Below are 13,182 nucleotides of genomic sequence, written 5' to 3' on the forward strand. Positions count from 1 at the left end.
ATTCACCCCATGAGGAAATCGCTACTCGTCTTGCTGCTGTGGGCCCCGTTCGCCACGGCGTTGATTGCGCAACCTACTGAGCGCCTGGATCAGGCAGCGCAACAGGCCATCCAGCATTTTTTACTGCACAACCATATTTTTGACTCACCCCAGGACCTGGACAACGCGCCTTACATTATTGCGGCGCAAGGCGGGCGCGTGCTGGGTGCCAACGACGAGCGTGTGCATGCGCGCGGGCGTCTGGACCCGGCCCAGCCGAGCTACGGGATCTTTCGGCGAGGCAAGGCCTACACCGACCCCGTTACCCAGGAGTTACTCGGCATCAATGCCGACGACATCGGCACTGCGCGCTTTGTGCTTGCCGACAACCTCACCACCCTCGCAGTGCAACGGGTGACCCAGGAAATCCGCCCAGGCGACCGCTTGTTGCGCGCCGAGCCTCCCGTTGCTTTGGTCAGCCTGGAGCCCGCCAAACCTGCACCCTTGATTACAGGGCACATCATCGACATCCCCAAGGGCGTCACGCAGATTGGCGTGCTCGACGCTGTGACCCTGAACAAGGGCCGCCGCGATGGCCTGGTGGAGGGCCAACTGCTGACGGTGATCAAGGCTGGTGCCACCGTTCGAGACGCCCTCACCGGCACGCCCACACCACTTCCGGATGAGCGAGCCGGCACCCTTCTGGTGTTTCGCACCTACGAAAAGCTCAGCTATGCCCTGGTGCTCAGTGCTTCAAGGTCGTTGGCCGTGCAAGACCGTTTCGAGACGGCTCAACAAGCGCAATAAATAGCCTGCTAAATAAGTTACCAACAGAGTTATCCACAGCTTGTTCCGGTCAAGGATGATCATATGAATCCGATAAACAGTAGCGATATTTCCCCGGCAGAGCTGGAAGCCCGGCTACGCTTGCACAGGCTGCCAGAACTGGGGCCCAAGCGTTTTCACGTGTTGATCGAAGCCTTTGGTTGCGCTTCCAAGGCCCTGAGTGCTCCCGCCAGCGCCTGGCGTTCCCTCGGTTTGCCCGCCATCAGTGCCGAGGCCCGACGTAGCCCAAAAGTCCGTGACGGTGCCAGTGAGGCGTTAGCGTGGCTGGCGCGCCCGGCCCAGCATTTGCTGATGTGGGACCAACCAGAGTACCCGGCGTTGCTCGCGCAGATCGACGATGCGCCGCCGTTGTTATTCGTGGCGGGCGACCCCGGCATTCTGGAAAAACCACAGTTGGCCATGGTCGGAAGCCGGCGTGCCTCTCGCCCAGGTATGGACACGGCAGCGGCCTTTTCCCGCAGCCTGGCGAGCGCCGGTTTTGTCATCACCAGTGGGCTGGCGGTGGGCATTGACGGCGCAGCGCACCAGGCGGCATTGGACGTGGGCGGCCATACCATCGGCGTGCTTGGCACTGGCCTGGAAAATTTTTATCCACAGCGCCATCGCAAGCTTGCTGCGGCGATGATCGCCCAAGGCAGCGCCGTGGTTTCCGAGTTTCCGCTGGATACCGCGCCCCAGGCCGGTAATTTCCCACGGCGCAACCGGATTATCAGCGGGTTGTCGTTAGGCGTGCTGGTGGTGGAGGCCAGTATGTCCAGCGGCTCGCTGATCACCGCACGCCTGGCGGCGGAGCAAGGGCGTGAGGTGTACGCGATTCCGGGTTCTATCCACCACCCCGCCGCCAAGGGCTGTCATCAACTGATCCGTGATGGCGCGGTGCTGGTGGAAACCATCGAGCACATTCTTGAAGGCCTGCGCGGTTGGCAGCGGTTGCCCCCTGCTGCGCCGGTGCCCGTGACCCATCCGCTGGTGGCGCTGCTGCACGCGGCACCGCATAGCAGCGAAGCCTTGGCGATTGCCAGCGGCCGGCCGTTGTCCCAAGTGCTGGCCACCCTGACGGAGCTGGAGTTGGAGGGCCAGGTGATTTGCGAAAGCGGGCGCTGGCTGGCGCGGTGTCCGCTTTTGTAGTGGACGTTTTTGGCGCTAGGTTTTGTAACGAAGATCGGTAAACTGCCCAGAGCTTTAGTCCGGAGAGTAAACAATGGTCAACAGGTGGCGTGTGCTGGAAGCCGCACGGGAAATTCGCGCAGGCGCGGTGATCGCCTATCCGACCGAAGCGGTCTGGGGCCTGGGCTGCGACCCGTGGAACGAAGAAGCAGTGGATCGGCTGCTGGCGATCAAGAACCGCTCGGTCGACAAAGGCCTGATCCTGGTGGCGGACAATATTCGTCAGTTCGACTTTCTGTTTGAAGATTTCCCGGACACATGGATCGAACGCATGGCCAGCACCTGGCCAGGGCCGAATACCTGGCTGGTGCCCCATCAAGACTTGCTGCCCGAATGGATCACGGGTGTGCATGACACCGTAGCGTTGCGCGTCAGTGATCATCCGTTGGTGAGAGATTTGTGCGCCGAGGTCGGCCCGTTGATTTCCACCTCGGCCAACCCACAGGGCCGTCCGGCAGCCCGCACGCGGATTCGCGTGGAGCAGTATTTTCGCGGGCAAGTGGACCTGGTGTTGGGCGGCGCCTTGGGTGGGCGCAAGAACCCGAGCCTGATTCGGGACCTGGTGACGGGTGATGTGGTGCGCCCCTCCTAGGTGCAGCTCGTTCCCACGCTCTGCGTGGGAACGCCGCATTGGACGCTCTGCGTCCGCTTGTGACGCAGAGCGTCACGGTATGCATTCCCACGCAGAGCGTGGGTACGATCTTAAGGCAGCAGGATGGTCGATCCAGTCGTGCGCCGCCCCGACAACTCCGTCTGCGCTTTGGCCGCCTCTGCCAGCGAGTAGCGCTGGTTGATATCAATGCGCACCTTGCCACTTTTGATCATCGAAAACAGATCGTCCGCCATCGCCTGCAAGTTCGCCGGGTTGTTCGCGTAGGTCGCCAAAGTAGGCCGGGTCACGTACAGCGATCCTTTCGCCGACAGAATTCCCAGGTTCACCCCATCCACTGCACCCGACGCATTGCCGAAGCTCACCAACAAGCCCCGTGGCGACACGCTGTCGAGCGAGGTCAGCCAGGTGTCTTTGCCGACGCCGTCATATACCACCGGGCACTTCTTGCCGTCAGTCAATTCCAGTACGCGTTGTGCGACATCTTCCTTGCTGTAGTCGATGGTTTCCCAGGCGCCCAGCGATTTGGCCAAAGCGGCCTTTTCCGGGGAGCTGACCGTACCGATCAACTTCACGCCCAGGGCCTTGGCCCATTGGCAGGCCAGGGAACCCACGCCACCGGCGGCGGCGTGGAACAAAATGGTTTCACCGCCTTTGAGCTCATAGGTCTGGCGCAACAGGTATTGCACGGTCAGGCCTTTGAGCATGGCACCGGCGGCCTGTTCGAAGCTGATCTCATCCGGCAGGTGCACCAGGTTGGCGGCAGGCAACACATGCAGCTCGCTGTAGGCACCCAGCGGACCGCTGCCGTAGGCCACGCGGTCGCCAACTTTGAATTGGCTGACTTCACTGCCCACCGCGTCCACCACGCCAGCGCCTTCCGCACCCAGGCCCGATGGCAGGGCGGGCGGCGCGTAGAGACCGCTGCGGAAATAGGTGTCGATGAAGTTCAGGCCGATGGCCTCGTTGCGCACCCGAACCTGCTGTGGGCCAGGCTCCGCTGGCGTGTAGTCCACATATTCAAGTACTTCGGGGCCGCCATGGGCGCTGAACTGGATACGTTTGGCCATCTGCACTTCTCCTTGGGTTCGAATCTGCGTAGCCCCCTATCGGACTCCTAAGCTTGATCTTCGTCAACTGCTGCGCACCTAAGTGCAGTGGCATGTAGGCGCAGTGGTATCCTGTGCGCCCATTTGCCGCCGACGCCCCATGGGCCTCGCGTAGCTTTGCCCGATTCAAGGTGATGCCATGACTACCCGCACCGAGGCCGTTAAAGCCTACCTGCTTGACCTGCAAGACCGCATTTGCAGCGCCCTGGAAACCTTCGAGACGGACACTCGCTTTATCGAAGACGCCTGGACCCGGCCAGCCGGCGGTGGCGGTCGTACCCGTGTGATGGAAAACGGTTCGGTGATCGAAAAAGGCGGTGTCAACTTTTCCCACGTGTTCGGCAGCGGTCTGCCCCCGTCTGCCAGTGCCCATCGCCCTGAACTGGCGGGCCGTGGGTTTGAGGCCCTGGGTGTGTCGCTGGTGATCCATCCGCATAACCCTCATGTACCGACTTCCCACGCCAATGTGCGGTTTTTCATCGCTGAAAAAGAAGGTGAAGAACCGGTGTGGTGGTTCGGTGGTGGCTTCGATCTCACCCCGTATTACGGCAATGAAGAAGACTGCATTCACTGGCACCGCGTGGCCGAGCAGGCCTGTGCACCGTTTGGCCCGGACGTGTACTCCCGCTACAAGGCCTGGTGTGACACCTACTTCCACATCAAGCACCGCAACGAGCCCCGTGGCATCGGTGGGCTGTTCTTCGATGACTTGAACGAGTGGGGCTTTGACACCTGCTTCGCCTTCATCCGCGCCATCGGCGATGCCTACATCGATGCCTACCTGCCGATTGTGCAGCGTCGCAAGGCCATGGCGTACACCGAGCAACAACGCCAGTTCCAGGAGTTCCGCCGGGGCCGCTACGTTGAGTTCAACCTGGTCTATGACCGTGGCACCCTGTTCGGCCTGCAATCGGGCGGGCGTACGGAGTCGATCCTGATGTCGCTGCCACCTCAGGTACGCTGGAGCTACGACTGGAAGGCCGAAGCCGGCAGCGAAGAGGCGCGCCTCACCGACTACTTCCTGCAAGACCGTGACTGGCTCGGCGTTGCCGCGCCCAAGGCGGCGGTGTGATGGACCGTTATGTTGTGTTCGGCAACCCCATCGGCCATAGCAAATCGCCGCTGATTCATCGTCTGTTCGCTGCCCAGACCGGCGAACAACTGGACTACAGCACGATGCTCGCGCCGTTGGAGGACTTCACCGCCTGTGCCCGTGAGTTCTTCCAACACGGCCGTGGCGCCAACGTGACCGTGCCGTTCAAGGAAGAGGCCTATCGCCTCGCCAATACCCTGACCGAACGTGCCCAGCGCGCCGGCGCCGTAAACACTTTGAGCAAATTGGCTGACGGCACGTTGTTGGGCGACAACACCGACGGCGCGGGCCTGGTGCGCGACTTGACGGTCAATGCCGGGCTGAGCCTGCAAGGTAAACGCATCCTGTTGTTGGGCGCCGGTGGCGCGGTACGCGGTGCGCTGGAGCCGTTGCTGGCGCAGCAACCCTCGTCGTTGATCATCGCCAACCGCACCGTGGAAAAGGCCGAGCGGCTGGCTGAGCTGTTCGATGACCTGGGCCCGGTGTCTGCCAGTGGTTTCGACTGGTTGCGTGAGCCGGTGGATGTGATCATCAATGCCACGTCGGCCAGCCTGTCAGGCGATGTACCGCCGATTGCCGGCAGCCTGATCGAGCCGGGCAAGACCTTCTGCTACGACATGATGTACGCCAAGGAACCCACCGCATTCTGCCGCTGGGCGAGCGAGCAAGGCGCGGCGGTGGCGATGGATGGCCTGGGCATGCTGGTGGAACAAGCGGCGGAAGCCTTCTTGCTGTGGCGCGGTGTGCGTCCGGATTCGGCGCCCGTACTGGCCGAACTGCGCCGGCAATTGGCCTGATCCCACACGCTGATGTGGGCACACTTAATGTGGGAGCTGGCTTGCCTGCGATAGCAATAGGTCAGTTACCCATGTGCTGGCTGATCCACCGCTATCGCAGGCAAGCCAGCTCCCACAGTTGATCGGGTTTAATCTTCGAAATGGAGGGGGCAGTTATCCGGCCCCTCCAGCTTCATCAATTCCTCGACCACCTGCGGCCTGGCCCCACGCAACGTCAAGCTACGGCCCAACCCCGCCAACCGCCGCGCCTCCTGGTGCAGCATCTCCACCCCGGAATAGTCGATAAAGTTGATCTGCTGCGCCTCGATCACCACCCGCTCACCCTGCAGACGTTGCAGGCGCACTTGCAGGTAATGGCTGGCGCCAAAAAAGATCGAGCCGCCCACCCGCAACACATCCGCTTCACCGTCGCGCCAGTGTTGCACCCGTGGCTGCGAGGTGCGCTTGAGGTAGAAAAACAGCGACGCCAGTACCCCGGCATAGATCGCCGTTTGCAGCTCCAGCAACAATGTGGCGACACAGGTCAGGCTCATCACCACAAACTCGGCGCGACTGACCCGGAACAGCGCACGAATGCCGCGGTGGTCCACCAGGCCCCAGCAGATCAGCAGGATACTCGCCGCCATGCTCGGGATCGGAATGTGCGCAATCAACGCTGCGCCAAATAACGCGAATAACGCCACCCACAGGGCCGAAAATACCCCCGCCAATGGCGAACAGGCACCCGCCTCATAACTGAGGCCCGAGCGGGTGAACGATCCGGCTGACAGGTAGCCGGAAAAAAATCCGCCCACGATGTTGGATAAACCCTGGGCGCGTACTTCCTGGTTGGCGTCGAGCAGTTGTTGCGAGCGGGCGGACAGCGAACGGGCAATCGACAGGCTGGTCACCAACCCCAGCATTCCCACCGCCACGGCACTGGGCAGCAGGCGCAGCACCAGATCCAGATCCATCGGCAACGGGCTGAACGGCGGCAGTTTGCCAATAAACGAACTGACCCGTGCCACATGCCCGAACATCGCCGGCAACAGCCATGCCGCCAGGCTGCCCAACACCAAGGCGATCAACAATGTCGGCCAACGTGGCACGAGGTACTTGAGCAGCATACCTGCCAGCAATGTACCCAGCCCCAGGGCCAGGGACGCGTGGTCCCACTCGCCACGATGGTCGATCAGCGCCAGCAGGCCATTGATAGCCGTGGCCTGGCTCGGTAAATCCAAGCCGAGCAGGTTGGGCAGTTGCCCCAAGGCGATCACTACGGCGGCACCCAGGGTGAAACCCAGCACCACCGAATGGGAGACAAAGTTCACCAACGCGCCGAAGCGCAGCAGGCCGAGCAACCATTGGAATACCCCGGCGAGGAAGGTCAGCAACAGGATGAGGGTGATGTAGTCCTGGGAGCCTGGCACGGCCAGTGGGCTGATGCTGGCGTAAAGCACGATGGAGATGGCGGCCGTGGGCCCGCAGATCAGGTGCCAGGACGAGCCCCACAGGCAGGCGATCAATACTGGGATGATGGCTGCGTAGAGCCCATATTCGGGTGGGAGACCGGCGATCAGTGCGTAGGCAATCGACTGCGGCAGCGCAAGCACAGCGCCGCTGAGGCCGACGATCGCGTCCCGGCCGACGCTGGCGCGGGTTTGGCGCGGCAGCCAGCGCAGGAAGGGCAAAAGTGTATGGCGGTTGGGCCGGGGCATCGCAGGCTCGGGTAAAGGGTTTTGGCAAGAGTATCAATGCATGGGTACTTGTGGGAGCTGGCTTGCCTGCGATGCTGGCGCCTCGGTGTGACAGGCATACCGGGGTGATGCTATCGCAGGCAAGCCAGCTCCCACAGGGTCGCCGGCAAGCGTCAGAGTGATCGTTCCCACGCTCTGCGTGGGAATGCTGCTCGGGACGCTCTGCGTCCGATTTTAACGTCAGAGTTTGGCTTTTACCGCTGGCAACGCCTCCTGGCCGTCCAGGGTTTTCACCCCCTCCAGCCATTGGTCCAGGACCGCCGGGTTGGCCTTGATCCACGTCTTCGCCGCCTGCGCATTGCTGACCTTGTTGTTCGCCACGTCAGCCATGATGCTGTTCTCCATGGCCTGGGTAAAACTCAGGTTGGTCAGCAGTTTGCCGACATTGGGGCACGCTTGTGCGTAACCCTTGCGAGTCAAGGTATAGACGCTGCCGGTGGCACCAAAGTACTGCTCGCCGCCCTTGAGGTAGCGCATTTTCAGTTGCACGTTCATCGGGTGCGGGGTCCAGCCGAGAAAGGTGATAAAACGCTGTTTCTTCACCGCTCGCGAGACCTCTGCGAGCATCGCCTGTTCGCTTGACTCGATCAGCTTCCACTGCCCAAGGTCGAAATCATTCTTCTTGATGATCTCCTGCAGCGAGATATTGGCTGGCGCGCCGGAGCCAATGCCGTAGATTTTCTTGTCGAACTTGTCGGCAAATTTATTCAGGTCGGCAAAGTCATGCACCCCGGCGTCCCACACATAGTCCGGCACGGCGAGGGTGAACTCGGTGCCCTCCAGGTTCTTCGCCAGTTGCACCACATCGCCGTTGGCCACGAACTTGTCGTAGAAGCCTTGCTGCGCCGGCATCCAGTTGCCGAGGAAGACATCCACCTGGCCGTCCTTGAGCCCGCCGAAGGTAATCGGCACCGCCAGGGTGTCGACCTTGGGTTGATAGCCCATGCCCGTCAGCAGGAAACTGGTGATAGCGTTGGTGGCGGCAATATCGCTCCAGCCTGGGTCGGCCATCTTTACCGTTTCGCAGCGCGTGTCTGCGTACACCTGGGCGCTGCTGAGCATCACCAAACTCAGTACCACGTTCAACTTTTGCATGGCCTTCCCTCTGTCTACTTATTGGTTTTGGCAGGGTTGTGGAAAACGTGCTTTGCGCTCCAGGTCATCAAGGTCGATATGGTTGCGCATGTACTGCTGACTGGCGTCTACCAGTGGCTGGTGATCCCAGCTCTTGAGCTTGCCATGGGTCAGCGCATCAAACACCAGGCGGCGACGGCGTTGGCTGGCGAGCACCTGTTGATGGATCGCCGGGATATCCCATTTAGCCCGCGCTTCACGCAAGAACGCCTCGAACAATGGCCGATGTTCAGCTGACTGGCTGAGGTTTTCCTGCTCGCTCGGGTCGTTGTGCACATCGAACAATAGGCAAGGATCGTCCTCGCTGTAGATGAATTTGTAGGCGCCCCGGCGAATCATCATCAATGGGCTGACGGTGCCTTCGGCCATGTATTCGCCAAACACTTCGTCATGCCCGCCCTGCCCCTGCAAGTGCGGGACCAGTGAGCGGCCGTCCAGCGGCAAGTGCGGGTCCAGTTCGCCGCCGGCCAATTCCACCAGGGTCGGCAACAAGTCGGCGGTCGACACGGCCTGGGTGACGCGGCCAGCGGCGAACTGCCCCGGCGCACTGATCAGCAGCGGCACGCGGGCGGCCATTTCAAACCAGTGCATTTTGTACCAGAGGCCGCGCTCGCCAAGCATGTCGCCGTGGTCGCCAGAGAAAATGATCAGGGTGTCGTCGGCCAGGCCGGTGTCTTCCAGGGTCTGCAGCAGCTTGCCGACGTTGCTGTCGATGTAGCTGCAGGCACCGAAGTAGGCGCGGCGGGCGTCGCGGATCTTATCCACAGGCAGCGGTTTGTCCCACAAGTCATAAACCTTGAGCAGCCGCTGGGAATGCGGGTCGAGGTCGGCCTGGGGCGGCGTCGCGGGCATTGGGATGTCGGTGTCTGCGTACAAGTCCCAGAACGGCTTGGGAATGGTGTAAGGGTCGTGGGGATGGGTCATCGACACCGTCAGGCAAAATGGCTGGTCACCTTCCTCACGGATATGGTCGAACAGATATTGCTGGGCCTTGAACACCACCTCTTCGTCGAAATCCAGCTGGTTGGTGCGTACACACGGACCGGCTTGCAGCACCGAGGACATGTTGTGATACCAGGTAGGGCGTACGTCTGGCTCATCCCAGCTCACCGCCCAGCCGTAGTCGGCGGGGTAGATGTCGCTGGTCAGGCGCTCCTCATAGCCGTGCAACTGGTCGGGGCCACAGAAATGCATCTTGCCCGACAGCGCGGTGCGGTAGCCGAGGCGGCGCAAGTAGTGGGCATAGGTCGGCACGTCGGCGGGGAAATCGGCGGCGTTGTCGTAGGCGCCGATCTTGCTCGGCAACTGGCCGCTGACCAAGGTGAAGCGCGACGGTGCGCACAACGGGCTGTTGCAATAGGCGGCGTCGAACACCACGCCTTGTGCCGCCAGGCGGCTGAGGTTGGGCAGCTTGATCGGGGAAGGCCCGTAGAACGGCAGCATCGGCGCGGCCATCTGATCGGCCATGATAAAAAGAATGTTCTTGCGCTTCATGGTTTCTCGGCATTCCATAGGCAGTGTTTATGCCAATGAGCATGCGGTCCATAAATTATGGGGTAAAGCCCATACGCAGCAATGACTAGGATAAGTTGAGCTTATGTATGAAGCGCTGGGTGACCTCTCTCTCGATTTGCTGCGCGCCTTTGAGGCGGCGGCGCGTCATCGCAGTTTCACCGCGGCCGCGATGGAGCTGGGTACCACCCAACCGGCGGTCAGCCAGCAAATCAAACGCCTTGAAGAGCAACTGGCGATCCGCCTCTTTGATCGCATTTACCGCGGCATCGAACTGACCGACGCCGGTGCCCTGCTGTTCGAGCATGTGCAGGGCGGCCTGCAGAATATCAACCAGGGGCTCGGCGCCATCACTCAACAAAGCCAGCATGAAGTGCTGCAAGTCGCCACCGACTTTGCCTTCGCCGCCTATTGGCTGATGCCGCGCTTGCATCGCTTTCACCAGGCCAACCCGCAGGTGGATGTCAGCCTGGTCACCAGTGAGCGCAACCACGCCACCCTGCGCAGCGATATTGATGTGGCGGTGCTGTTCGGCGATGGCCGTTTCAAGCAGGGCGAGAGCCTGTGGTTGTTCAATGAGGAAGTGTTCCCGGTGTGCAGCCCACAGTGGCTCAAGGAGCAGGTCGCGCCCCTGACGGTGCAGGCCTTGCAAGACTGCCCGTTGCTGCACCTGCGTCAGGAAAACAACAGCCAGTGGTTCGACTGGAACGGCGTGTTCCGCGAACTGGGTATCACGGCTGCGCCGACCCCTGGGCAATTGCGCTTTGACAACTACACCTTGCTAATCCAGGCCGCGATTGCCGGCCAGGGCGTCGCCATCGGCTGGCGCCACCTGGTGGATAACCTGCTGGAGCAGAATTGGCTGTGCCGGCCGATCAGCCACACGGTGACGTCGCGCTTGGGCTATTACGTGGTGCAGCCCCAGCGCAAACGCCGCGGACAGTTGGTGGACCGCTTTGTCGAGTGGCTGGTGGCGGAACAGGCCAACAGTGCGCACTCGTTGACCGGGCTGGCCCTGCCGTCGATTGCGGTCTAGGATCGGCGCACAGTGGAACCGGAGTCTGTCATGCAACGTATCAAGGGCTACCACGCCCATATCTACTTCGACGCCAGCACGATTGAGCAGGCGCGCACGCTCTGTGAAGACGCCGCCAAGTTGTTCCCGCTGCGCATGGGCCGCGTGCACGAGCGGCCCGTGGGCCCGCACCCGGATTGGAGTTGCCAGTTGGCGTTCGAGCCGGAATATATCGGCGTGGTGTTGCCGTGGCTGGCGCTGCATCGCAATGGTCTGGTGGTGTTCCTGCACCCTGAAACCGGTGACGACCTCAAGGACCACACCGATTACGCCATCTGGATGGGTGCGATGCGCGAACTGGACCTGTCTATTTTTTAGCCTTTCCTACCCGATAATCCTGCGTCTTTCCCTAAGTAAAAACAGGATGAGTTGTAGGATTAATCTTGTCTTGTCTCATTATATGGGATTGACATTTATATATTGAGATATTCCGCGCCCTAGGTTTATATTCGCCCATCTGCTTTTTTCAGCACCCACTCATTTCAGGTGAAGCGATGCAGGCGCAATTGATCGCGCTCGATTGGGGGACCAGCTCCCTTCGTGCTTACAAACTCGGCCCCGCGGGGGTTGTGCTGGAACAGCGCTCGCAAGCCTGGGGCATCATGCATTTGCCCACAGAGCCCCGGGAAATAGCCGGTGTGCTGTGCACTGAGGGCTTTGAACTGGCGTTCGATAGCGCCTGCGGCGATTGGCTTGATGCCCAGCCCGAGCTGCCGGTGATCGCTTGCGGCATGGTCGGCAGCGCACAGGGTTGGAGCGAGGCGGCCTATCGCAGCACGCCCGTGGATGTCGCCAGTCTCGGCCAGGCGTTGCATGGCATACGCAGCCTGCGCGGGGTGCAGGTGCATATCGTGCCGGGGGTGATCGAGCAAGTGGGTCTGCCCAATGTCATGCGTGGCGAAGAAACCCAAGTACTCGGCGTACTGCAAGGCCTTGGGCCCCAGGTGTTGATCGGCCTGCCCGGCAGCCATTCCAAGTGGGTCGAGGTGGTGGAAGGCCGCATTACCCATTTCGATACCTTCATGACTGGCGAAGTGTTTGCGGTGTTGAGCAAGCACAGCATCCTGGGGCGTACCCAACAAGCAAGCGAGCAGTTCCAGGCCGAGGCGTTTGATCGAGGCGTGCGCGTGGCGCTGTCCAACGATGGTCAGCGTGGCGTGCTTTCGACCCTGTTCAGTGCCCGTACCCTTGGGCTGACCGCGCAGCTGGCGTCCGACCAGCAACCCGATTACCTGTCTGGCCTGCTCATCGGCCATGAGCTCGCCGGCTTGCCAGATTCGGCCAAACATCAGCCGATCATCCTGGTCGGCGCTGCTGCACTTTGCGCCCGCTATCAACGCGCCCTCGCCCTTTGCGGATTTGCCCACGTCAGCCTGGCGCAAGAAGCCACTGAGCGTGGCCTGTGGCAACTGGCGCAAGCCGCCGGGCTCATTCGACCTGTACTGGAGGCCTGACATGCTCAAGCAAGCACTCGCACAAAACGGTTTGATCGCCATCCTGCGCGGCCTACGCCCCGACGAAGCCCAGGCGGTCGGCCAGGTGCTGTACGACGCGGGGTTTCGCGTGATCGAAGTGCCGCTCAACTCGCCAGACCCTTACACCAGCATCCGCATCCTGCGCGACAGCTTGCCCGCCGATTGCCTGATCGGTGCCGGCACGGTGTTGACGCCTGAGCAGGTCGAACAGGTCAAGGCCGCCGGAGGCCAGGTGATCGTCATGCCCCACAGCGATGCCAAGGTGCTGCGTGCCGCCAAAGCGGCGGGCCTGTACTTGTCGCCTGGGGTAGCCACGCCTACCGAAGCCTTTGCCGCACTGGCCGAAGGCGCCGATGTGTTGAAGCTGTTCCCGGCCGAGCAGATGGGCCCTTCAGTGATCAAGGCATGGCTGGCGGTATTGCCGGCGGGCACATTGCTGCTGCCGGTGGGCGGCATCACCCCGGACAACATGCAGGTGTTTACCGACGCCGGCGCCAAGGGCTTCGGATTGGGTTCCGGGCTGTTCAAGCCGGGCATGACAGTGGATCAGGTTGCGAGCCGTGCCCAGGCTTATGTCGCCGCCTGGAAAGCCCTGAGCTGAGAGCATATTCCGCGCCCACAGGCGCTGCATCTATAAGAGAGACAAGAG

Annotated in this window: 13 protein-coding genes; 9 read left to right on the forward strand and 4 right to left on the reverse strand. The window is 61.6% G+C overall.

What is annotated here, in order from left to right:
• Positions 1 to 9 precede the first annotated feature (9 nt).
• From AC07S6_RS10440 to tsaC, 3 genes are all read left to right on the forward strand, one after another.
• Complete coding sequence (locus AC07S6_RS10440; RefSeq protein WP_495112259.1) at positions 10 to 786, forward strand: peptidoglycan-binding protein; 777 nt, start codon at positions 10 to 12, stop codon at positions 784 to 786.
• Positions 787 to 849: 63 nt separating this feature from the next.
• Positions 850 to 1,953: a DNA-processing protein DprA gene (dprA, locus tag AC07S6_RS10445; RefSeq protein WP_020301424.1), complete on the forward strand. Its 1,104-nt coding sequence runs from the start codon at positions 850 to 852 to the stop codon at positions 1,951 to 1,953.
• Between the two features lie 73 nt (positions 1,954 to 2,026).
• Positions 2,027 to 2,584 (forward strand): L-threonylcarbamoyladenylate synthase type 1 TsaC, encoded by a 558-nt coding sequence (tsaC, locus tag AC07S6_RS10450; protein ID WP_495112260.1) that lies wholly within the window; start codon positions 2,027 to 2,029, stop codon positions 2,582 to 2,584.
• 110 nt (positions 2,585 to 2,694) lie between these two features.
• Here the strand turns inward: tsaC and AC07S6_RS10455 are convergent, their stop codons facing one another.
• Positions 2,695 to 3,672, reverse strand: a complete 978-nt coding sequence (locus AC07S6_RS10455; protein ID WP_014716293.1) for a quinone oxidoreductase family protein — start codon at positions 3,670 to 3,672, stop codon at positions 2,695 to 2,697.
• 178 nt (positions 3,673 to 3,850) lie between these two features.
• Between AC07S6_RS10455 and hemF the strand changes: the two genes are divergently transcribed.
• Together hemF and aroE are read left to right on the forward strand one after the other, a co-directional pair.
• Entirely contained in the window at positions 3,851 to 4,783 is a 933-nt protein-coding gene (hemF, locus tag AC07S6_RS10460) for an oxygen-dependent coproporphyrinogen oxidase (RefSeq protein ID WP_014716294.1), read from the forward strand.
• Positions 4,783 to 5,601, forward strand: coding sequence for a shikimate dehydrogenase (aroE, locus tag AC07S6_RS10465; RefSeq protein WP_034129199.1), 819 nt, complete (start codon positions 4,783 to 4,785; stop codon positions 5,599 to 5,601). The genes hemF and aroE overlap by 1 nt, the downstream gene beginning before the upstream one ends.
• A 128-nt stretch (positions 5,602 to 5,729) precedes the next feature.
• Here aroE and AC07S6_RS10470 read toward each other — a convergent pair whose 3' ends face one another.
• The 3 genes from AC07S6_RS10470 to betC all read right to left on the reverse strand — a co-directional run bounded on the left by AC07S6_RS10470 (position 5,730) and on the right by betC (position 9,965).
• Positions 5,730 to 7,298 (reverse strand): SulP family inorganic anion transporter, encoded by a 1,569-nt coding sequence (locus AC07S6_RS10470; protein ID WP_019816916.1) that lies wholly within the window; start codon positions 7,296 to 7,298, stop codon positions 5,730 to 5,732.
• Positions 7,299 to 7,517: 219 nt separating this feature from the next.
• Positions 7,518 to 8,432 (reverse strand): choline ABC transporter substrate-binding protein, encoded by a 915-nt coding sequence (gene choX / locus AC07S6_RS10475; RefSeq protein WP_495112261.1) that lies wholly within the window; start codon positions 8,430 to 8,432, stop codon positions 7,518 to 7,520.
• 18 nt (positions 8,433 to 8,450) lie between these two features.
• Positions 8,451 to 9,965 carry a choline-sulfatase gene (betC, locus tag AC07S6_RS10480; protein ID WP_197880801.1) on the reverse strand — a complete coding sequence of 505 codons (1,515 nt, stop codon included), beginning with the start codon at positions 9,963 to 9,965 and terminating at the stop codon, positions 8,451 to 8,453.
• A gap of 103 nt (positions 9,966 to 10,068) precedes the next feature.
• Between betC and AC07S6_RS10485 the strand changes: the two genes are divergently transcribed.
• The 4 genes from AC07S6_RS10485 to AC07S6_RS10500 all read left to right on the forward strand — a co-directional run bounded on the left by AC07S6_RS10485 (position 10,069) and on the right by AC07S6_RS10500 (position 13,134).
• Entirely contained in the window at positions 10,069 to 11,019 is a 951-nt protein-coding gene (locus AC07S6_RS10485) for a choline sulfate utilization transcriptional regulator (RefSeq protein WP_133633622.1), read from the forward strand.
• A gap of 30 nt (positions 11,020 to 11,049) precedes the next feature.
• On the forward strand, positions 11,050 to 11,376 hold the full coding sequence (locus AC07S6_RS10490) for a DOPA 4,5-dioxygenase family protein (protein WP_014716300.1): 327 nt from the start codon (positions 11,050 to 11,052) through the stop codon (positions 11,374 to 11,376).
• A 176-nt stretch (positions 11,377 to 11,552) separates the two neighbouring features.
• Positions 11,553 to 12,512: a 2-dehydro-3-deoxygalactonokinase gene (locus AC07S6_RS10495; RefSeq protein ID WP_495112262.1), complete on the forward strand. Its 960-nt coding sequence runs from the start codon at positions 11,553 to 11,555 to the stop codon at positions 12,510 to 12,512.
• A 1-nt stretch (position 12,513) separates the two neighbouring features.
• A complete protein-coding gene (locus tag AC07S6_RS10500) occupies positions 12,514 to 13,134 on the forward strand; it encodes a 2-dehydro-3-deoxy-6-phosphogalactonate aldolase (RefSeq protein WP_133633623.1) in 621 nt (206 codons plus the stop codon).
• Positions 13,135 to 13,182 lie beyond the last annotated feature (48 nt).

The organism is Pseudomonas sp. GW821-FHT07B01 (genome assembly GCF_059419065.1).